The sequence below is a fragment of the Pedobacter cryotolerans genome (genome assembly GCF_005116475.1).
GTDB classification, from domain to species: Bacteria; Bacteroidota; Bacteroidia; order Sphingobacteriales; family Sphingobacteriaceae; genus Pedobacter; species Pedobacter cryotolerans.
This window is the reverse complement of the sequence record NZ_SWBO01000007.1, coordinates 1-21,084: the sequence shown is the minus strand read 5'-3', so window position 1 is coordinate 21,084 and position 21,084 is coordinate 1. Positions and strand designations below refer to the sequence as shown.

Genomic DNA, 21,084 nt, shown 5'->3' with positions numbered 1-21,084 from the left:
CGAGGAATCTCACATTGAGATACTTCGACTACGCTCAGCATGACAAATCTCAAAAAAATAAACAAGTTTGAAAAACATATCCATATTAGGTAGCACAGGCTCAATAGGTACACAGGCATTAGAAGTAATTCGGGCCAACCCAAATTTATACAAAGTAAATGTACTTACTGCGCAAAATAATGCTGATTTACTAATTGAGCAGGCACTAGAATTTAAACCAGAAATGGTAGTAATTACCTGCCAAGATCATTACTCCACAGTTAAAAAAGCCTTGCCAAATGTTAACGTACTTTGTGGCGAAGATGCCTTAATTGCTGCGGTACAATTGCCGCAAACTCAATTTGTTTTAACCGCAATAATGGGTTCAGTAGGTTTAAAGCCCACAATTGCAGCTATAGAAGCAAAAAAAGACATCGGCCTTGCCAATAAAGAAACCTTAGTTGTTGCAGGTGAGCTGGTAATGCAATTGGCAAAACAACATGGCGTAAAAATTATTCCTGTTGATTCAGAGCATTCAGCAATTTTTCAATGTTTGGTAGGCGAGGAGCAAAATCCGATAGAAAAAATATTTTTAACCGCATCTGGTGGTCCGTTTAGAGGTAAAAATCTCGATTTCTTATCACTGGTTACCAAATCACAAGCTTTAAAACATCCAAATTGGGTAATGGGTGCAAAAATAACTATAGATTCAGCTTCGCTGATGAACAAAGGTTTAGAAGCGATTGAAGCAAAATGGTTATTCGATTTGCAAGCAGATCAAATTGAAGTAGTGGTTCATCCTCAGTCTATTATCCATTCTATGGTGCAATTTACTGATGGCTCTATAAAGGCCCAATTGGGTTTGCCCGATATGAAATTACCCATACACTACGCTTTAGCCTATCCGCAAAGGGTGCAAAGTAATTTTGAGCGTTTTAATTTTTTAAACTATCCAGAATTTACTTTTTCGCAAGCTGATACCAAAAGTTTCCGCAACCTAGAAATTGCTTTTACCGCGATGAAAAAGGGAGGAAATATGCCTTGTATCATTAATGCAGCCAATGAAATTGTTGTCGATGCATTCTTAAAAGATCAAATTGGTTTTTTAGAAATGAGTGATGTAATTGAGGCTTGTATGCTAGAAATTAATTTTATAGCGCAACCAACACTTCAAAATTATTTAGAAACCGACAAACAGACACGTATATTTGCCGGCGAACTCGTAACAAAACAAAGTTTAACAAATCTAAAATAAAACAATACTAAAAAAATATATGGACGGACTGATTATGGCGGGCCAGCTTTTGCTGGGATTATCGATATTAGTAATACTACACGAATTAGGACATTTTTTAGCGGCACGTGCCTTCGGAATAAAAGTTGAAAAATTTTATCTTTTTTTTGATGCTTGGGGATTTAAACTTTTCAGCTTCAAAATTGGCGATACTGAATATGGAGTTGGATGGTTACCTTTAGGTGGCTATGTTAAAATTTCGGGAATGATAGACGAATCTATGGATACCGAACAATTAGCTTTACCAGCACAACCTTGGGAATTTCGCTCTAAACCAGCTTGGCAACGTTTAATTGTAATGTTGGGTGGTATTATCGTAAATATTATAGTTGGTATTTTCATTTTTTGGATGATTACCTTTAAATATGGCGAAGATTTTACACCAAATGATCAGTTGGTAAATGGCGTTGACCCTGGTATCATTGGAAAACAAATTGGCATTAAAACAGGTGATAAGATTTTAGCTTTAAACGGCAGTAAAGTTATTCGCTTCGAAGAGCTGATTAGCTCTAAGGTTTTGCTGGGCAACCCAAAATTAACAGTTTCTAGAAACGGACAAGCAGTTGATTTAAGAGTGCCAGAAACAGTTTTAGATAGCATTAGCGAATATGGAATTAGAGAATTTGTTGCGCCAAGGTATGAAGTTAAAAAAATTGTAGCTGTTGTAGATCATACACCAGAAAAGGTATCACTCATTAAAAAACTTTTTGGTGCTAAACCAGCAAAAACTATTGCTCCGGCTTTTGATGCTGGGGTTAAAGTTGGCGATAGTGTATTGGCTGTTAATGGAAACAAAATTCGTTTTAGAGATGAAATTAACAATATCGCAGAAAATTCAAAAGGGAAAGTGATAACCTTAACGGTTTGGCGAGATGGAAAAATTATCGATTTAAAACCAAAAGTTTCTGCCAATGGAACAATAGGAGTTCTATTTGGAATGAAAGAGTTACCACAAAAACACGTAGATTATGGTTTCTTAGAATCTTTTTCTGTCGGTAATAATAAAGCAATAACCACTTTTATAGATAACGGAAAAGGAATTTGGAAAATGATTACGGGTAAGGTAAGCGCTCGTAACATTAGCAGTCCAATCGGTATTGCACAAATTTATGGTTCTGAGTTCGAGTGGGAAAATTTCTGGCGTTTAACCGCTTTAATTTCTATGGCTTTAGCATTTATGAATTTGCTACCAATTCCGGCTTTAGATGGCGGTCATGTGGTGTTTTTAATTATCGAAATGATAAAAGGTAAGCCACTTGGTGATAAATTTATGGAACGTGCTCAAATTGTAGGTTTCGTAATTTTATTGAGTTTAATGGTTTTCGCCTTTGGTAATGATATTTTAAAATTGTTTGGGAAATAAACCCCTTAATCCCCTAAAGGGACTTATTTAATCTTAAATGAATTACTTCGAGCTTTACAATTTGCCAATTAGTTTTAATCCCGATCAAGCAGTTGTGAAGCAGCAATTTTATGCGCTAAGTAAAAAGTTTCATCCAGATTTTTATATCAACGAAAGTGAAGAAAAGCAGCAAGAGGTTTTAGAACTTTCTACGCTTAACAACAAAGCTTTTCAAGTTTTAAAAGATCCACAAAAACGATTACACTACGTTTTAGAGTTAGAAAATCAATTGGTAGAAGGCGAAAATTACGCTCTACCGCAAGATTTTTTAATGGAAATGATGGATGTGAATGAAACCTTGATGGATTTAGAATTTGAGCCTAATGCAATCAAACTAGAAGGCGTTAGGGTACAGGTAGAGCTATTTGAGCAATCTCTAAATAAAGAATTAACTGAACTTACCGTAGCTTTCGATACGGCAAATCAAGATGCTCAAATTACTCTTTTAAAAGCAATTAAGGATGTTTATTACCGCAATAAATATTTGTATCGCATCAAACAAAGTTTAGCTCGTATCAATGCTTAATACAGCATAATGTAAAAAAGCAAACCAGCCATATTAAATCGAGCTTGCTTAGTTACTTTTGCATAAAGTAAAATGCCATGTCATCATTAAATATTTTCAGAAAAGTAGCCGTAGCCGAAGGAATTTCTTATATTTTATTGCTTTTTATAGCTATGCCCTTAAAATATTGGGCAGATATGCCCTTGGCTGTAAAATATACTGGCTGGGCACATGGATTACTTTTCGTAATGTATGGCGCATGTTTATTAATGGCTTGGCAAGAACAAAAGTGGAAATTTGGTAAAGTAGTTTTAATTTTTGTAGCTTCTTTACTGCCCTTCGCCCCATTTATTGTAGATAAAAGGTTAAAAGACGAACGCCCTATAAAAGCTTAATAATTGTAAAGCAGTTACATTGCAAAAATTAAAGACAGTCCTCCTTTTAGCTATATCTTTTACAAGCTACGCAAGTAAAAGGATGCCGCTGCAAGTAGGTTTATTTAATAAAAACTTGTGCTTTGTAGCAAAAGCATTGTTGGACTAACTTCTGCTAATCCACCTTTGTAGGTATTAAAACCATAAAACTAGAACCTTCATTTACAGTGCTGGTAAAGTAAATACTTCCATCTTGTCTTTCAATAAATTCTTTACACAATACCAATCCTAAACCAACACCTTTTTCGTTGTCTGTACCATAAGCAGGTTTTGTACTAACAGAAAATATTTGATCTTGCTCTTCTTCTTTTATCCCAGCACCATTATCTTCTACGGTTAACTTGCAATATTTTCCTTCAGCTTTTGCTGTAATGTTAATTAACCCATTAAAATGAGTAAACTTAATGGCGTTACTTACTAGGTTTCGTACCACTAACTGTAGCATATCTATGTCTGCAATAACAATAATTGGCGATGGAATTTGATAGTTTAAGGTAATGTTCTTTTTAGAAGCAAGAATTTTTTCCATTTCTAAAGTATTTTTTAAGACCTTAATCAAGTCTATTTCTATAAGTTGAACTTTCGGGCCGTCCATTTGAGATTTAGACCACAATAATAAGTTAGAAAGCATTTCCATGGCATTACTGGTAGATTTAAGCAAATCCTTTTCTATGGCAGGTCTATCGCTGGCAGCTATTTCATTCTCATTAAGTAAGGTTAAATAATTCTGTATGCTTACCAAAGGCGATTTTAAATCATGCGAAATGATAGACATCAATTTATCTTTTTCGATATTACTTTTTTCAACAGCAATTGTTTTTGCTAAGGTGTCATTTTTTTCTTTATCATAGCTTCGCCTCATAAATTTAATCACTAAAAAAATCGCAATAATTGGTATGGGAAAAGCAGTAACGCGATCAATAAATTGACTTTTACCAGGTGTAATTGGATAGCTAATGAATTCTGGATGTAAATATTCTACCACATGTATAGCAGCAAAGCAAATAAGGTAAACAATAAGCCAAATAATATGCTGTTTATAAGGGGATATGGCAAAAACCAATAATAGGTAAGCAGGCCAAATAATATCTGTAGAACCAACAATGCCAGAGTTGGTAAAATAATTTGCACCTAAAATTACAATTCCTAAACTGCCAAATAATAGGTTGCTATGCGGTTTATGGTTAATTCTAGAATTGTAATACTGGTAAAAGAAAACCAGGAAAAAGATGAAACCCGATAAGGCTCCGATGTGAAGTCCGATAAAAAAGTTGTAAGGAATATAGAGTAGATTTAAAATTAATAATCCGATAGAAATGGAATGAAAAATTCGGCTTTCTAATGAAAAATTTTCTTTGCTACCTACTAAATCGGCCCAAGATGTTAATTTTAAATCAGTTAATTTATTAGGGAGACTTTTAGACATGTTTATAAATAGAGACGTTTGAAGGTAGCAATACTTAATAAATAATTTGCTATTCTTTTTAAAATTTTACCTAACAAAAAAGCCTCAGATTTCTCTGAGGCTTTTTGCAGTACGCAGCAGGGGGACTACTTTGAACACCTTATATCATTTCTAAGCATATTAGCGCCCATTGTTGATGATCTAAAGAACAAAAGAATTATTGATTACTGATCAAATTTTAATCTCTAAATTCTTTTCTTTCACCTTGGGCGGATTAAAATTGAACCAAATTGTTGGCATATGTCAATAATTTGGTTTTGGATCTAAATGACCATCCGTGAGGTGTCAAACAAAGACTTTCAATTCAGAAATCCTAAATGGTGGAATATTTCCTAAAGATATTTCAGCCACGATCGTGTATGTGTGGCTTTATAATTTTGAAATCAGGTGCAGGTTGAATTGCTTTTTGGCAAAAATTATGACAAGAGGAACAATAATATTTGCAAGTGGGCATATGGTAAAAGGCAATGAAGAGAGGTTGATAATCTTTATTATGGCGAAGTTATTTTCACTATTGGTTTCCACTTCTTCAAGCAATTCATTTTCTTTGATTCCTAAAGTCTTCGCTAATAATTTAAGTGTTTGTCCTTTTGGTTCATTTTCCCGATTCAATACGTTGAATGGTCCTTATAGAAATCTTTGATTGATGAGAAAGCTCTTCCTGCGTCAAGTTAAGTTTTTCTCTGTTTTTTTTCAGTTTTGACATTCGATTTGTTTTTATAAATGTTGCCTAACGTTTTGCAGCTTTAAGAATTTCGGTTTTACTTGCAGATACTTCGTCGGAACTAATTTTAACAAAATTGATGAAGGACTCAATTTTTTTGATATCTCATTTTATAATGTAGTTCTGTCTCTTCAAAGGTTTGAAAATTTAAAAATTAATAGAGTTTTATAGCCCGGATATTAATTTTTCAAAACTTGTAACTCAATAATTCTATTATATTCAGATGCCGTTTCAATGGTATCAAGAAGCACTCTAGTTCCAATATTTCTTCCCTGAGAATCTGGATCTATCAGGATATTTTCTATAAGCAAAATATTTTCTGTAATAAAAGTTGATATATCGCCCACCTCATTTTCACCATAAATTATGATTTTAATTTCATTGGGGTTAAATTGATTTTTATGATATTTGAGTTGTACATCTTCATCCCAACCCCAAATTTTTTCTACAAGTTTTTTACTTGTACTTCTTTTTAGTATAAATGTGAAGTCGAAGTCTTCGTTTATTGCCTGTCGATATAAAATCATTTTACTTTAATTTTCATTTACATATATATGATTATGAGCTTTCGATATTCTTCAAAAGGGTCGTCGCAATAGTTATAAATTCTTTTGGCTTATCAACGAAAACAAAACAGTATCTGTCCGTTATTAAAACCGAATATTTTTGTTATTGCATGACCATGAAACAAACTGATAGCTTCGGTCTGCAAATTAGATGCTATAATTCTGTCAAAATTTTGCCATAACCCAAATCTTAGCTATCAACGCATTTTAAGTGGCTATTTTTTATTTGAAGAGCAACAATCATAATCATTTGAATCCGTTCAAATCTCACGTAACCTCATTTTAAAGATAATCACATAACAAAAGGTGCAGACTTAAAATTCACCCTATAAGATAAAACAGCCGAGAAGACATGAACGGTTGGACAATGAGGATGAGTTGTTGATATAGTGAAGTAATTTTATTATTAGTGGTGATTTTTTTACGTTAGTATATCTTGAAAACATAAACTTATTTTATGATTTCGATTAAAATTATAAATGAAAATATATGGGTTGAATTCTGCAAAATTGTATGACCGAAAAAGTAAAATGCCATGACAAAAAAATTATTGAACATATTTAATGTAATCATTATTCTCCAATTACTTATTTCATGCAATTCCTCAACTAAAAATGTTAATGGAATTGTAGAACCTTCAAGGGCAGAATACAGACGTAGACACCTCATGACAAAAGCTGAACAGAATTCATTGTCTCCAGAGAAAGTTTTACAGGAGTTTAAGGAGGGTAACCAACGCTTTAATACAGGGACTGTAACCCAACGCGAGCACACCGAAGAAATCAGGAAAACTGTAACAGATGGACAGTATCCAAAGGCTATGGTTTTAAGTTGTTTGGATAGTAGAGTGCCGGTTGAAGATGTTTTCGACCAAGGTATGGGAGATGTATTTGTTGGAAGGGTTGCTGGTAACTTTGTAAATACAGATTTATTAGGGAGCATGGAATTTGCTTGTAAGGTGGCTGGGGCAAAACTTATTGTTGTGATGGGACATCAACACTGTGGTGCAGTTAAGGGAGCAATAGATGGAGTGGATTTAGGTAATATTACGGCTATGCTATCGAACATACAACCTGCGGTTGCAATGAGCCAGGGGTTTGAGGGAGAAAAATCCTCTAAAAATGAAGCTTTCGTAAAAGTGGTCGCACAGAATAATATTAGATATGCAATATCTCAGATAAGGGCCAAAAGTGAAATACTAAAGGATATGGAAAACAAGGGTGAAATAAAAATAGTAGGAGTTTTTTATACCTTGAGAACGGGTAAGCTTGAATTTGTGGAATAGTTTTACTCTCATTTTATGAGGCTGTATCATTTTTATGATACAGCCTCTTCTTTTAATGATTTTTATATTTTTCGACCGATTATTTAATGTATGGGATCAAAGAAAAGCGTTTCATTAGTTATCTGATTTAGCCTTTGCCGGAGTTCATCTCTGTTAGTTGGTTTTACCTGATCTTTTTTTGTATTCTGGGGAGCACTTGTTTTGCACAGATTAAATATGGTTGAACTAGCGTGACTATATATCAGGTAGCATGATTCAGTTCAATATTTGCTTAAATAGTCATTAATCATTTAATAACTTTTGAACCAAGAAACATTAAGTTTCGATCTTGGCTGCATTTTCATATTTTCTTCTACTTATTAGCTAGCAAAATTAGGACTTGCCAGTTCTTTTGCACGCTATTACTCTTATTTAACATCGCATTGATCTTTTGCTTGAATAGCCAGCAAGTATTTTTCTTCAAAGCGGTGCACATTGAAAGCTCCCTTGCTGTTCTGCTTGTGTATGACCTTAGTAAAAAAAAACATATATAAGGCCTCTAAAAACGGAAATTTAACCCTATGAAAAACTGTATTTGAAATTGCAGTCTCATTGTAGCCACACTTAGAGAAGCGCCTTAAATATTCGGATTTTCCTTTGCAATATTTATCCTGCCTACATTTCTTGCATCTATGACGATTAGCCTAATTTAGCAGGGCTAAGTGCTTTAGGCAGGTAGGCTCATCATGGCAGATTTTTTTAAATTCATTCCTAATGGCTCTAGGTTCATTCTCGCGTCTATTTCACTCCTAAGCTGATTTTTCAAATTGCTGTTGTCGGCATTCAACAACTTGTTGATTTTTTCAATTTCGTCGCTTTGTGCCATTGCCATCAGTGATTTATATAGCTAATATCAATACTGCTCATACCATGTGAATCTGTTCTGCACGATGGTTGAGATATTTTGCTTTAGGTAGGTTAAATAAGCTGCAGAAACTGGAGAGAGTTTTTTGCCTTTTAGCCAAACAATCCGCCAGGTTGTGGTAATCGGAAGACCTTTTACTGGTATAATCTGCAGTTCCTTGTTTTGCAATTCGTTCCTGATCCCAATCAACGGCATAATAGAATAGCCAAGTCCGGCCAGTAAAGCTTGTTTTACCGCCTCGTTAGAGGAAAGTTCCATCTTCTTCAGCACTGCAATTTCATTTCTGTTGAAAAAAGCTTCCATTGTTTGTCTGGTTCCAGAGCCCTTTTCCCTAAAAATAATCGGCAGCTCTTCAAATATCTCCTTTACCTTCGCTTTTTTATTTAAAACCGGAGATGAATCACCTACCAGATAAAGTTTATTCTGCAGTAGATCAAGTTTCTCCACATGTAATGTGGTCGGTAAAATAGAAACCAGTGCGAAATCAACTTCGTTGTTCTCCAAACTTTCTAGTACCTTATTCTTATTGGTCACATCCATTAGCAGTTCTACGCCCTGATGCTCTTTCATAAAATCTGATAAAAAAAAAGGCATCACATACTTGCCTGTGGAAACTACGGAAATTTTTAGCCGCCCTGTTAACTGTCCCTTGAAGGTAGAGGTTTTGTAATTGATGGCGTAAACCTCATTCAAAATATTCTCTGCAGCATGGGCAATTTCTCTCCCGAAATCCGTTACATAGAGCTGACGTCCAACTACTTCGGTAAGTGGAATTTCGAATTGGTCCTGCAAGTTTTTCAGTTGGATGGAAACTGCAGGTTGGGTTAAATGTAACTCTTCTGCTGCTTTGGTAATGCTTTTAGTTTGGGTAACCTTCAAAAAAACTTGAAGCTGATGTAGGGTATAATGCATAAATAATTTTTATGTATATCATTACAAACATAAATAAAAATATATAAAAACTTTCCCGGAATATTGTGCCAATCAAAAACACATCATCAATATGACGAGAATTACAGTTGCAAAAGGAGACGGAATAGGTCCAGAAATTATGGATGCCACCTTAAGGATCTTAAAGGTGGCTGGAGCACAATTGGAAATTGACGAAATTGAAGTAGGAGAGAAAGTTTATCTAGCTGGAAATACTTCGGGCATTGCTGCAGAATCTTGGGATACAATCCGTAGAAACAAAATTTTCTTAAAGGCTCCCATTACCACACCACAAGGTGGGGGCTATAAAAGCTTGAACGTAACCATGAGGAAAGCGATGGGTCTGTATGCAAATGTTCGCCCATGCATGAGCTTTCATCCATTCATTGCTACAAAACATCCGGTAATGGATCTGGTAATCATCAGGGAAAACGAGGAAGATTTGTATGCGGGGATCGAGCATCAGCAGACAGATGAGGTAATCCAGTGTCTGAAGCTCATCAGCAGGCCCGGATGTGAAAAGATTATCCGCTATGCTTTTGAGTATACCAAACAGCAGGGCAGAAAAAAGGTGACATGCCTCACCAAAGATAATATCATGAAGCAAACCGACGGGCTGTTCCATAAGGTGTTTGATGAGATTGCTTTGGAATACCCAGAAATCAGAACCGATCACTGGATCATTGATATCGGAGCCGCTAAATTGGCGCAGTCGCCTGAAGATTTTGACGTAATCGTAACCCTGAACCTTTATGGAGATATCATTTCTGACATTGCTGCAGAAATTGCAGGCTCGGTTGGTTTAGGTGGTTCAGCAAATATTGGCGAAGAATGTGCCATGTTTGAGGCCATACATGGTTCGGCTCCAGATATTGCAGGCAAAAATATGGGTAATCCTTCTGGGCTTATCCAAGCCGCTGTTATGTTGCTTACACACATCGGACAAACAGGGGTTGCACAAAACATCCAGAATGCCTGGTTGAAAACCATTGAAGAGGGCATACACACCAAAGATATCTTCAAAAGCGGATTTAGCAAAAAGGAGGTAAGCACATCAGAATTTACGGCACACCTTATTTCAAATTTGGGAGAGCAGCCATCGTTTTTAAAAGTCAGCACTCAGTTTACGAATACAGCTTTAAAACTACCCAAATACATAAGAAAACCAGCAGCAGTGAAAAAATTGGTAGGTGTAGATCTTTTTGTGCACTGGTCTGGTAGTAACGCTAACAAGCTGGCAACGCAAATTAAGGCAATGGACAGCGGCGACGTGGTGCTTGCCATGATTACCAACAGAGGGGTAAAAGTATGGCCTAATGGTTTTGAGGAAACATTCTGTACCGATCATTGGAGATGCAGGTTTATATCAGATGTGGATATTACCATTAGTAAAGAAGACATCGTTCAACTGCTAAAACAGGCCGATGAGTTAAATATTGATGTCGTTAAAACAGAGAATCTATATGAGTTTAATGGCAAGGCTGCATTTTCATTAGGTCAGGGTCAATAAAAAAGGGTAAAATTTATGGTCAACGTTATCATTTACTTAGACAAGAAAAACAACGCCGAAGAATTGGTTAAACACCTGCTTGGAGCCAAATTCATCGCATCGGCAGTGATAGATGTAGACAATATTTCCTACACCATAAAAGACGGAAATTTTACCAAACAGGTTTTTAATGTGATTACGGCCAAATCTAAATCGCTGTTAATTAACCAGATCGTTAATGCCGTAGAAGCAAAATTGGGCGAAGAAGTTTTGATTATCTCAACTCCAATTGTTGGCTCTAACAGCAGTTTTGATGAGATGGTGAAACAAAATACCATTCCGGTTTAATCAATTATTCTTTTTTCAATCAGTATTAAAATGAAACAAAACAATATCATCGCTCTGCTTACAACAATAATGCTCCTATCTCTCACTACGGCGTTAGTCACCACCGATTTATTCATTTGCGAGCTATTATCTTCATTAAGTATCATTTCAGGAGCATTTTGCTCAGCACAACTATTAAAACAACAACAATCATGAACAACGTACAAAAATTCAAGTTTATTGACGGCAATTTTTCTGCTTTAGAAAGCCGTGAAATTTTAAAGAATGTTTTTACCAGTAAGATACAGTTTCATCAGATTAAAAACTTCAGTTCGCAAGAGCGAAATGGCAAAGATGATGAACATTCTTTACACCGTATCGTAGAACTTAAAGAAAGTATCGAAAATGTAGTAAGTTTTCTGGAGGAAGCTCGAAAACAGGGCAAACAGCTCGAGATTAAATCAGAAATACAAGTTACAATACTTTAAAAAATGTTTAAGGGGAGGCGTTTACTCATTGCAACTAAACATCAAAAAGAAAGCGTCATTGCTCCAATTATGCAAAGGGAGCTTGGCGTTAACTGCTTTGTTTGGACAGAATTTGATAGCGATTTACTAGGGACTTTTACAGGTGAGGTAGAAAGAACCGATGATGCCCTAACAACTGTTAAAAATAAATGCCTACAGGCAATGGCTTTGGCTAACTGCGATTTGGCAATAGCTAGTGAAGGCTCTTTTGGTGCGCATCCAACGCTTTTTTTTGCTCATGCAGATGAAGAAATCTTAATTTTTATCGATCAGAAAAATGGCTTAGAGATAACAGTAAGTGAGCTGAGTTTGAGTACTAACTTCAATGCGGCGATGATTGCTTGTGAAGATGAATTGCGAGCTTTTGCAGCGGATGCAGGCTTTTCATCGCATGGACTAATCATCAGAAAGCAAAAAGAGGATCTAGGATGTATGGTTAAAGGGATTACTGATTCGGATTTGCTGATATCAAGCTACCATATGGTTAAACTCGATAATTGGAGTGCCTACGTGGAGACCGATATGAGAGCCATGTTTAATCCCACGAGAATGAGGGTTATTGAAACTGCCGCTCAAAAGCTAGCAGACAAAATTAAATCCTTATGTCCAAGCTGTCAAATGCCTGGTTTTGCAGCGGTAGAAGCAAAACAAGGTTTGCCTTGTGAGTTGTGTAGATTTCCGACACGATCTACACTAGCCCATATCTATCGATGTGCACACTGCCATTTTTCCTTAGAAAAAAAATATCCCCATGGGAAAGAAAACGAAGATCCAAAGTTTTGTGATTTATGTAACCCTTAATTATGATAAGTGATGATATAGCTTTAGCTGCAGCTATTTTAAAGCAAGGTGGCTTGGTTGCCATACCTACCGAAACTGTATATGGCTTGGCAGCTAATATTTACAACGAAAACGCGGTAAAGGCGATATACGAAACTAAACAGCGTCCGTTGCATAATCCTTTAATTGTGCATGTTAACAGCATCGAGTATTTGGCAAAAATAACAGCAGATGTGCCTCCAATGGCGCTAAAGCTGGCAGAACAGTACTGGCCAGGTCCATTAACTTTGCTGCTTAAAAAAAATGAGAAAGTGTCTGATCTGATAACTGCTGGCAATTCTACGGTGGCGGTTAGAGTACCAGATCATCCGGTAGCTTTAGCTTTGCTGAATGAAATCGATTTTCCATTAGCAGCACCCAGCGCCAATCCATTTGGGAGTATTAGTCCTTCCAGAGCCGAGCATGTTGAGGAATATTTTAAAGACCGTATTGGCATGGTACTGCAGGGTGGTCGCTGTAAAAAAGGGATCGAATCTACCATTGTTGGTTTTGAAGGAAACCAAACCATTGTTTATAGGTTGGGCTCGCTCTCTGTGGCAGAAATTGGAGCAGTTGTTGGTAAGGTAAAGTTGATCAATAAAGCTGGTAAATCTCCTGTAGCACCAGGCATGCTTGCTAAACATTATGCTCCGGCTACGCCACTGATTTTCACAAAGAATATCAAATTTGAAACCAGTAGAATGAAGGATAAAAAAGTTGGACTGTTACTTTTTAATGAAAAATTAATTGGTTTGCCAGCTTCATTTGTACAAAAAGTGCTTTCCTTTGATGGTTACTTAGCTGAAGCTGCAGCTAACCTATATGAAGCCATGCACCAACTAGACAAAATGCAGTTAGATTATATTATTGCCGAATATTTCCCAGAGGAGGGCTTGGGTTTGGTAATTAACGATAAGCTGAGTAGAGCTGCACTTGGCAGTTCACTGGCGCTGATTTAAGTATTTATCAGGAGAAAATTATATGCATCACATCTTATTTTTAGTCTGTCCTTTTTCTTACCTAGAGCAACCGCTAAAGCGGAAGTTTGGGAAAGAGCATTTCTTCCTAACCGCTCCTGCTGCAGTTTTTGGATGGAACCAGATAGATCACTTGATTGTGATAAGAGATTTAATTGTTCAGCAAAAGGTTAACGAAATTTGTTTGGTAACGGATACTTCCTGCAGGTTTATCGATGCCGTCATCAACAGAAGCGAACCATTTGGAGTGCCCGCCGAACAAACGATCATGTCGCTTTACATAAAGAACTATTTTAACTGTTTCAAGGATAAGTCGATAGCCCACCAGCGATATCAATTGGCTAGACTTATTATGCAGCAGCAGATCGAACAGCTTACTAAAGTGCCTCTTACTGGAGAATGTATTGCACAGTATTCGATCATCGTCAAAGGTTTGGTGAGTTCTTCTGGCAATTTTTTAGAATAGTATTGTTATATATAAATCAAATCATACTTATGGATTATAATTTACTGTTAGATAATTTAACCAACCCTGCACTTTTGTTCTTTGTGCTAGGTATAATAGCTGTTTACCTCAAAAGCGATCTGGAGATACCTCCAAACTCTTCTAAGTTTATTTCGCTTTATCTGCTCTTTGCCATAGGGTTTAAAGGTGGGCAGGAACTTTCCCATGAAACTTTTACAACAGAGATTGTATGGACAATGATTTTCGGTATACTGATTTCATTGTCTATTCCGCTATATACTTTTTTTATCCTCAAGAGGCGATTAAATGTATATGATGCTGGCGCAATTGCTGCGGCCTACGGATCGGTAAGTGCAGTAACTTTTGTTACTGCAGTCTCTTATCTGGAAAGTCAGCAGCTGATTTTGCATGGGCACATGGTTGCTATTATGGCATTGATGGAATCGCCAGCTATCATTATGGGTTTGCTACTGATCTCATTTTTCAATAAAAACGCTAGCCATGAGATCAATAAAATGAAGGTGCTTAAACATTCTTTTACCAATGGGAGTGTGCTGCTAATTTTGGGCAGTCTTGTCATTGGTTATCTGGCCAGTGCCAAACAAGCTGAAGGCATTAAACCTTTTACCAATGACCTGTTTAAAGGTTTTTTAGCCATTTTTTTACTGGATATGGGCCTTACTAGCGGAAAGAAGCTAAAAGCCTTTTTCTCTTTTGGTTGGTTCCCTGCATTATTTGCATTCTTTATTCCCTTGTTTAATGGCAGCTTGATTGCGTTTTTAAGTACTTATCTTATTGAAGATGAAGTAAATAGATTTGTTTTTGCTGTACTTGCGGCAAGTGCCTCTTACATTGCTGTGCCGGCAGCCATGAAAATCTCAGTACCCAAAGCGAACCCTGGGCTCTATCTACCAATGGCGCTGGCAATAACCTTCCCAGTGAATATTACCATTGGTATGCCAATCTATTTTATGATTGTGCAGAACTGCTGATGTACTCAATATAACTGTGGGCCTTTAATAATTTGCATACATGACATTTCTCTCAAGAAAACAAAAATTAGCGATGAATCATATTTCAAGATATGGAGAAGTGACCATTGCTCTGTTGGATTAGGGTTATTATTCACGAAGAAGAGATGGAGTCAAAGTAAGGCAAAACCTCTAAATAAAAAGAAAAGATAGTATTACTGTATAAAATATTAGTAATACAACTAATTTCAATACAATGGCTATTACAAATGATTGTTTTGCGTTTTTATCCATAACTAATGATATTTTTGTTAGAAAATAGATTATGCTTGTCTTATTGAAATATAAAATTAATGAAAGGTTGTATCCTCTCGATCCCGAAAAAAGGAAGATTGGAAAAATGATCATTCAAAAAGTGAGAGAATTTGGCGATGAAATCGAACAAAAGTGCTTTGAATTAAAAAAAACCTGTTGTAAGTTTAAGTTCAACAGTGACCGCAATCTATCAACACGTTGTAGTTAAATTTAGCATTTTAATAAACATTTTAAGTAGGTTATACATTGAAATTGTTGAAAAAATTAGTTTAAACAGTTTGATTGATCTTGTAGCAAAGATAATATCAGATAAAACTCCCTGTTATTTCATCAATTCTCAATTTTTAGGCTATAATCCTATAAAATTACTGGGTAATGGAAAAAATTCTGAACATAGTTGGGTTTCTTTAATTAGAGAGACAGATTTGGAGCTATTTAATAAATCCTGAAATGTGGATATCAATTGTGCATGATCACGAGAGCAATATGACATTTAGGTATCCATACAATTGTCAAGCAGCTTTCCTAGACAGTCTCAAATTATAAGTTTTTGGCAAACATCTCACTAAACTAATCGATTGGATGTCGAATGTTCAGTACAAGAAATATGTATAGTTAATTTTTATTAGCGTTTCCATGGATTAATATTAAAAAAATGGCAGAAGTTAACGATTTTACAAAAAGCAGTATCGCACTATTCAAGTATATTACTAAAGAAAAAAAGGATGTAACTGCTATTTATATGTATGCCATATTGAGTGGTCTGGTTCAACTAAGTATACCTTTAGGCATTCAAGCGATTGTAAGTTTTGCCATGGGCGCTACGATGGTCACCTCGTTGTATATGCTTATAGGATTTGTAGTAATTGGCACTTTTTAACTGGCTACTTCCGGTTACAAGTAATGCAGATAATTGAGAAGATTCAGCAGAAGATTTTTGTTGAATATGCTATTGCATTTGCAGAAAAGCTTCCTAAGATCGACGTGTCGAAAAATAAAAAGTATTATCTACCGGAGTTGGTGAACCGTTTTTTTGACACGCAAAATCTCCAAAAGGGTATTTCCAAGATCCTGCTAGAAATTCCGTCTGCACTGATACAGATCCTATTTGGTATTCTGTTACTATCTTTTTATCATACCTGGTTTTTAGTTTTTGGAGCATTCGTAGTGGTAATTGTGATCATCATCTTCAGTTTTACAATGGACGATGGTATACGATCGAGCATTGATGAGAGCGCTAAGAAGTACAAAGTTGCATGTTGGCTGGAAGATGTTGCCGGGGCAATAAAAACATTTAAAATTTACTCTAAAACACAGATGCATCTTTCAGGTACTGATGAACGTGTTGTAGAATATCTGGAATGCCGAACCCAGCATTTCAGGGTGTTGATTTTTCAATATGAGGCAATTATAGGCTTCAAGGTGGTGATCACTTTGGTAATGCTTGCCATCGGTACTTATCTACTAGTCGACCAAAAATTAAATATTGGTGCTTTTATTGCAACTGAAATCGTGGTGTTAAGCATCATGGCGGCAGTTGAAAAGCTGATTATAAGTCTGGAAAGTTACTATGATGTTGTCGCCTCTTTAGATAAGCTTGGCAAGGTGACCGGACTAACTGAAGAGCATAACGAGAATATTGTTCTAGAATCAAAGATAGCTGGAATGGAAGTTACTTTCACAGAGGTTGAGTTTTCATTTACCGACCAAAAACCTATTCTATCTAATATCAATTTTAATATTCAACCAAATACCATAACATTGATAACCGGCAGCCTCGGTTCTGGAAAATCGCTACTGATGAATATGATGGCTGGTTTTTATGACCCCTCAAACGGAAGCGTTTTGTTTGATAAAATTCCTTTAAAAAATATGGATAAGGTTTCACTAAGAGATCACATCGGCATGTATATGGATGATATGCAAATTATTAAAGGTACATTGGAGGACAATATCCTATTGGGTAGACAGAATATTGGTACGGATGGTCTACTTGAGGTTTCTGAAGCTATAGGTTTAGATAATTTATCCGGTACTTTCACAAAAGGCTTTAATACCCATTTAAGCAAGACCGATACAGAGATTTCGTTCAGCTCTAGAAAGAAGATCTTAATCCTAAGAGCCCTGCTGGGAGATAAGCGCTTGCTATTATTGGAGCATCCATTAACTGGAATGAATGCAGAGTTCTGTAAGAGAATGGTCAATTATCTTCAAGAAGCGAAAGAGAGAATGACCATTGTAATTATTTCAGATGATCCATCATTAGTTTCGATTGCAGATCAGAGTTTACACCTACAAAACGGCACACTTTATAAAATGTAATCCAATGCTTAAGATGAAAATAAAATCACTAGATCATATTTATCAGATCCATAGAGACTCTAGGGTAAAACGATGGTTTTTCATCTTTTTAGCGATTTGTCTCGCCGTATTAATTCTGCCATGGACTCAAAATATTTAGCTTATAGGCAATGTAAGCACGCTATATCAAGATCAGCGTCCTCAACAGCTCAATTCACCCATACCTGGCAGAATTTTAAATGGTACGTAAAAATCGGCGATCATGTTCAAAAGGGTGATACGCTAATACAACTAGCAGAAGTTAAAGAAGATTATATGGATCCTTTATTAGTGGAGCGAGCCCAACAACAGGTGAAAGCAAAAATTGGCGTTAGAGATTATTATCGGGCCAAAGTAGGAACAACCAATAGTCAGCTCTCCGCTCTCAATGCTTCACGTGAGTTAAAGTTAAGTCAGCTTAATGTTAAAATTAGCCAGTTAAAAAACAAAATTGTAGGAGAACAAGCAGAGCTCGTTGCTGCAAATAATGAGTTCAGATTAAGTGAAGACCAGTATAATCGTCAAAAAAAAATGTATGAGGACGGTTTGGTATCCCTTACACAGTTTCAGCAAAGAAACGTTTCATTCCAAAACGAATTGGCTAAAAAGACATCCATAGAAAATAAGTTAGCTCAAACCATCCAAGAGATCACGACTATAGGCATAGAGCAAAACTCCGCCATACAAGATTACACAGAGAGGGTAAGTAAGACAGAAGGGGAGCGATTTCAAGCCATGGGACAAATAGCTGGTAGCGCTGGCGATATTGCCAAGTTAGAAAATCAAGTAGCTAATTATAAAGCAAGAAGAGGACTTTATTATTTACTCGCATCTCAAGATGGTCAGGTGGTATCACTGAATAAAGCGGGTATTGGAGAAATACTTAAGGAGGCCGAAAACATTGGGGTCATCGTGCCTAAAAAAGTGGATTACGCTGTTGAAATTTATGTAAAACCTGTTGATCTCCCATTGCTCGAACAAGGGCAGAAAGTTATGTGTACTTTCGATGGCTTCCCTGCAATCGTATTCTCTGGATGGCCAAATTCGAGCTATGGAACATTTACTGGCAGAGTTATAGCAATAGAGAGTTATATAAGTTTAAATGGTGACTTTAAAGCATTGGTTATTGAAGATCCAACACAGAAGCCTTGGCCACCACAAATAAAGATGGGAGCAGGTGTACAAGGCATCGCAATTTTAAATGATCTGCCCATTTGGTACGAATTATGGCGAAATATAAATGGCTTCCCTCCGGATTATTATACAGTTAAAACTAATAGCGATAATGAAAAGGCGAAATAAGCTAGGATTGTTTATATTTTTGATTAGTTGTATGCATTTTTCCCATGCTCAATATACCTTAAAACTATCTCATCAAGAGTTTTTAGCGGTGGTAAAAAACTATCATCCCCTAGCTTTTCGCTATCGCCTGCAAAATCAAATAGCCCAAGCAGAAATTCAGAGTGCAAGGGGCAATTTCGATCCAACATTGGCAGCCAAGCAAGGCTCGAAAACCATCGATGGGACTAAATACTATAAAGAAACAAATATTGAGTTCGGTATTCCAACGTGGTACGGAATACAGTTAAATGGCAGCTATAACTACATAGATGGACAAAAATTGGATAATGGCGAAACTAAAGGTGAGTTAAATCAATTTGCCTTAACCATACCTTTGGCCAAGAACTTACTCTATGACAAGCGTAGGGCGTTGTTAGAACAAGCAAAGTTTTCCCTTCAAATGACAGAAACAGACCAAACTCTGCTAACCAACGATCTAATGTTAGAGGCGGATAATTCTTATTGGGAATGGGTAAAAGCTCATGAGGCATTGCTGTTGCAGACTAAAGCCGTAAAAATTAATCAAGATAGATTGCAGCTAATCAGAAAAACTTTCCAGTATGGAGAAAGGGCGGCAATTGACACGACGGAAGCGCTCACGCAGTTGCAAAATTTTGAGCTTAATCAAACAAATGCTTATTTGGCGTTTGTGAAAGCAACTCAACAATTGTCATTGTTCTTATGGCAAGAAAATCAACAACCTTATAACACTTCTCAATTGATCCTCCCATCAACCTCGCTAGAAGAAAATTTGGCCTATCAAAATTACTTAACACTTATCACAGAAGTCGACAATGCTTCGCTAGCTAATCATTCCTCACTTTTGTTTTATTTCAGCAAGCAAAACCTAATGGAGAGGGAGCGTAGACTAAAATTTCAAAGCCTATTACCCAAGGTGGATCTGACGTACAATTTACTCAATAAGGAAAATTTTCAGGACAATTTATTTCCACTGTTTCAAAACAACTATCAATACAGCTTAAAGCTAGAAATCCCAATCTTTTTTAGACAAGCTAGGGCAGATTATCGTATCTCTAAAATCAAACTTCAACAAAATCAGCTTGATATCGATTTTAAGAGGCAAGAAATTAGCATGAAAATTACGACTTACAAAAACGCAGTAATTAATTATAACCAGCAAATTGGTATCGCATTTCAAACTGCTAAAAATTACCAACGTTTGCTCCAAGCAGAACAGGTTAGATACGATAATGGAGAAAGTTCTCTTTTTCTGATCAACAGCCGCGAGAATAAACTGATCGAAATGCAAGAAAAGATTCTGGAACTGAGATTAAAATTTCTCCAAGGTTATAACCACCTTAAATGGACGAAAGAAAACTTTAATTAACAAGATTATGAAAGGGCTTGACAAACAAATGAATAGTGCTAATGTGCACCAATCATTAATCCTATCAATTTGTGTAAAATAAATGTAAATGATAAATGAAGCACAGTACAATACTTTAAAAATACTAAGTAAAAAGTGTCTTAGAGAGAAAGAAATATTTACGAACATTCCCTCCGATCTAAAAAAGATATCCGATAGGGGTAAGTTTTAAAAGAATTGTAAATATTTATGAATTAACCAAAAAGGTTATAGTGAAATTCAATTATATGAAACAAGAAGGCGTAAACAAAAGACCGTTGACGGTATTGATGATATATTTGGATCTTATGCCTAAAATGGGAAAAGGGAGTTTAAAAGATTTTGGCGGATATTTCCCTAGCTTGTATATTTCGGAGAAACTGACCATGTGATTCCGTGGCAAACTGACCACCTAATTTGCTGGCGAACGAACGTTGCAAATGCTATAGAAGCGTTAACAAAAGTAGTTATTTAAAGTTGTTTTTTATTGGAAGCTATTTTCTTGCACAGGCACCCTTTTCTTCCGCATTGATTCTCCCTTGAGTTCAATACGGTTGGCATCATGAACAATCCTATCCAATATTGCGTCGGCAATGGTTTTTTCACCAATCACTTCATGCCATTTGCTTACTGGCAGCTGTGAGGTAATGATAAGTGA

At 36.1% G+C, this 21,084-nt stretch carries 23 protein-coding genes; 16 read left to right on the top strand and 7 right to left on the bottom strand.

Annotated features, from left to right (window positions below; translation table 11 throughout):
* Positions 1 to 67 precede the first annotated feature (67 nt).
* The 4 genes from FA045_RS12500 (at position 68) to FA045_RS12485 (ending at position 3,575) form a co-directional block, all read left to right on the top strand.
* Complete coding sequence (locus FA045_RS12500; protein ID WP_136877424.1) at positions 68 to 1,234, top strand: 1-deoxy-D-xylulose-5-phosphate reductoisomerase; 1,167 nt, start codon at positions 68 to 70, stop codon at positions 1,232 to 1,234.
* Between the two features lie 19 nt (positions 1,235 to 1,253).
* Positions 1,254 to 2,636, top strand: a complete 1,383-nt coding sequence (gene rseP / locus FA045_RS12495; RefSeq protein ID WP_136877423.1) for an RIP metalloprotease RseP — start codon at positions 1,254 to 1,256, stop codon at positions 2,634 to 2,636.
* A gap of 37 nt (positions 2,637 to 2,673) precedes the next feature.
* Positions 2,674 to 3,201: a Fe-S protein assembly co-chaperone HscB gene (gene hscB / locus FA045_RS12490; protein ID WP_136877422.1), complete on the top strand. Its 528-nt coding sequence runs from the start codon at positions 2,674 to 2,676 to the stop codon at positions 3,199 to 3,201.
* A gap of 77 nt (positions 3,202 to 3,278) precedes the next feature.
* Entirely contained in the window at positions 3,279 to 3,575 is a 297-nt protein-coding gene (locus FA045_RS12485; RefSeq protein ID WP_136877421.1) for a DUF3817 domain-containing protein, read from the top strand.
* 154 nt (positions 3,576 to 3,729) lie between these two features.
* On the opposite strand, the gene FA045_RS12480 is transcribed toward FA045_RS12485, so the two are convergent.
* The 4 genes from FA045_RS12480 to FA045_RS12470 all read right to left on the bottom strand — a co-directional run bounded on the left by FA045_RS12480 (position 3,730) and on the right by FA045_RS12470 (position 6,330).
* Complete coding sequence (locus tag FA045_RS12480; RefSeq protein WP_136877420.1) at positions 3,730 to 5,040, bottom strand: sensor histidine kinase; 1,311 nt, start codon at positions 5,038 to 5,040, stop codon at positions 3,730 to 3,732.
* A 408-nt stretch (positions 5,041 to 5,448) separates the two neighbouring features.
* Positions 5,449 to 5,691: a hypothetical protein gene (locus FA045_RS18895; protein ID WP_169305058.1), complete on the bottom strand. Its 243-nt coding sequence runs from the start codon at positions 5,689 to 5,691 to the stop codon at positions 5,449 to 5,451.
* Positions 5,675 to 5,785, bottom strand: coding sequence for a helix-turn-helix domain-containing protein (locus FA045_RS19200; protein WP_136877419.1), 111 nt, complete (start codon positions 5,783 to 5,785; stop codon positions 5,675 to 5,677). Before FA045_RS19200 ends, FA045_RS18895 begins: the two co-directional genes overlap by 17 nt.
* Positions 5,786 to 5,982: 197 nt before the next feature.
* Positions 5,983 to 6,330, bottom strand: coding sequence for a GNAT family N-acetyltransferase (locus tag FA045_RS12470; RefSeq protein WP_136877418.1), 348 nt, complete (start codon positions 6,328 to 6,330; stop codon positions 5,983 to 5,985).
* 574 nt (positions 6,331 to 6,904) lie between these two features.
* Between FA045_RS12470 and FA045_RS12465 the strand changes: the two genes are divergently transcribed.
* Positions 6,905 to 7,654 (top strand): carbonic anhydrase family protein, encoded by a 750-nt coding sequence (locus FA045_RS12465; protein WP_136877417.1) that lies wholly within the window; start codon positions 6,905 to 6,907, stop codon positions 7,652 to 7,654.
* Positions 7,655 to 8,360: 706 nt separating this feature from the next.
* On the opposite strand, the gene FA045_RS18890 is transcribed toward FA045_RS12465, so the two are convergent.
* On the bottom strand, positions 8,361 to 8,519 hold the full coding sequence (locus tag FA045_RS18890; RefSeq protein ID WP_169305060.1) for a hypothetical protein: 159 nt from the start codon (positions 8,517 to 8,519) through the stop codon (positions 8,361 to 8,363).
* Between the two features lie 27 nt (positions 8,520 to 8,546).
* Positions 8,547 to 9,470 carry a LysR family transcriptional regulator gene (locus tag FA045_RS12460; protein WP_136877416.1) on the bottom strand — a complete coding sequence of 308 codons (924 nt, stop codon included), beginning with the start codon at positions 9,468 to 9,470 and terminating at the stop codon, positions 8,547 to 8,549.
* Positions 9,471 to 9,561: 91 nt separating this feature from the next.
* On the opposite strand from FA045_RS12460, the gene FA045_RS12455 reads away from it, so the two are divergent.
* The 11 genes from FA045_RS12455 (at position 9,562) to FA045_RS12410 (ending at position 20,408) form a co-directional block, all read left to right on the top strand.
* Entirely contained in the window at positions 9,562 to 10,998 is a 1,437-nt protein-coding gene (locus FA045_RS12455; protein WP_136877415.1) for an NADP-dependent isocitrate dehydrogenase, read from the top strand.
* A gap of 15 nt (positions 10,999 to 11,013) precedes the next feature.
* Positions 11,014 to 11,325, top strand: a complete 312-nt coding sequence (locus FA045_RS12450) for a hypothetical protein (RefSeq protein ID WP_136877414.1) — start codon at positions 11,014 to 11,016, stop codon at positions 11,323 to 11,325.
* Between the two features lie 191 nt (positions 11,326 to 11,516).
* Positions 11,517 to 11,792 carry a hypothetical protein gene (locus FA045_RS12445; RefSeq protein WP_136877413.1) on the top strand — a complete coding sequence of 92 codons (276 nt, stop codon included), beginning with the start codon at positions 11,517 to 11,519 and terminating at the stop codon, positions 11,790 to 11,792.
* A gap of 3 nt (positions 11,793 to 11,795) precedes the next feature.
* Positions 11,796 to 12,632 (top strand): DUF6671 family protein, encoded by an 837-nt coding sequence (locus tag FA045_RS12440; protein WP_136877412.1) that lies wholly within the window; start codon positions 11,796 to 11,798, stop codon positions 12,630 to 12,632.
* Positions 12,633 to 12,634: 2 nt separating this feature from the next.
* Positions 12,635 to 13,609 carry an L-threonylcarbamoyladenylate synthase gene (locus tag FA045_RS12435; protein WP_136877411.1) on the top strand — a complete coding sequence of 325 codons (975 nt, stop codon included), beginning with the start codon at positions 12,635 to 12,637 and terminating at the stop codon, positions 13,607 to 13,609.
* Between the two features lie 22 nt (positions 13,610 to 13,631).
* Positions 13,632 to 14,093, top strand: coding sequence for a hypothetical protein (locus FA045_RS12430; RefSeq protein ID WP_136877410.1), 462 nt, complete (start codon positions 13,632 to 13,634; stop codon positions 14,091 to 14,093).
* 29 nt (positions 14,094 to 14,122) lie between these two features.
* Positions 14,123 to 15,085, top strand: a complete 963-nt coding sequence (locus tag FA045_RS12425; protein ID WP_136877409.1) for a sodium-dependent bicarbonate transport family permease — start codon at positions 14,123 to 14,125, stop codon at positions 15,083 to 15,085.
* Positions 15,086 to 16,034: 949 nt separating this feature from the next.
* Complete coding sequence (locus FA045_RS18970; RefSeq protein ID WP_205943151.1) at positions 16,035 to 16,259, top strand: hypothetical protein; 225 nt, start codon at positions 16,035 to 16,037, stop codon at positions 16,257 to 16,259.
* Positions 16,260 to 16,282: 23 nt separating this feature from the next.
* Positions 16,283 to 17,701 (top strand): ATP-binding cassette domain-containing protein, encoded by a 1,419-nt coding sequence (locus FA045_RS12420; RefSeq protein ID WP_205943150.1) that lies wholly within the window; start codon positions 16,283 to 16,285, stop codon positions 17,699 to 17,701.
* Positions 17,702 to 17,773: 72 nt separating this feature from the next.
* A complete protein-coding gene (locus FA045_RS12415; RefSeq protein WP_205943149.1) occupies positions 17,774 to 19,021 on the top strand; it encodes an HlyD family secretion protein in 1,248 nt (415 codons plus the stop codon).
* Positions 19,022 to 19,052: 31 nt separating this feature from the next.
* A complete protein-coding gene (locus tag FA045_RS12410) occupies positions 19,053 to 20,408 on the top strand; it encodes a TolC family protein (protein ID WP_169305059.1) in 1,356 nt (451 codons plus the stop codon).
* 502 nt (positions 20,409 to 20,910) lie between these two features.
* Here the strand turns inward: FA045_RS12410 and FA045_RS12405 are convergent.
* Positions 20,911 to 21,084, bottom strand: a 174-nt coding sequence (locus FA045_RS12405) for an ATP-binding protein (protein WP_169305030.1), incomplete at its 5' end; no start/stop codon positions are given.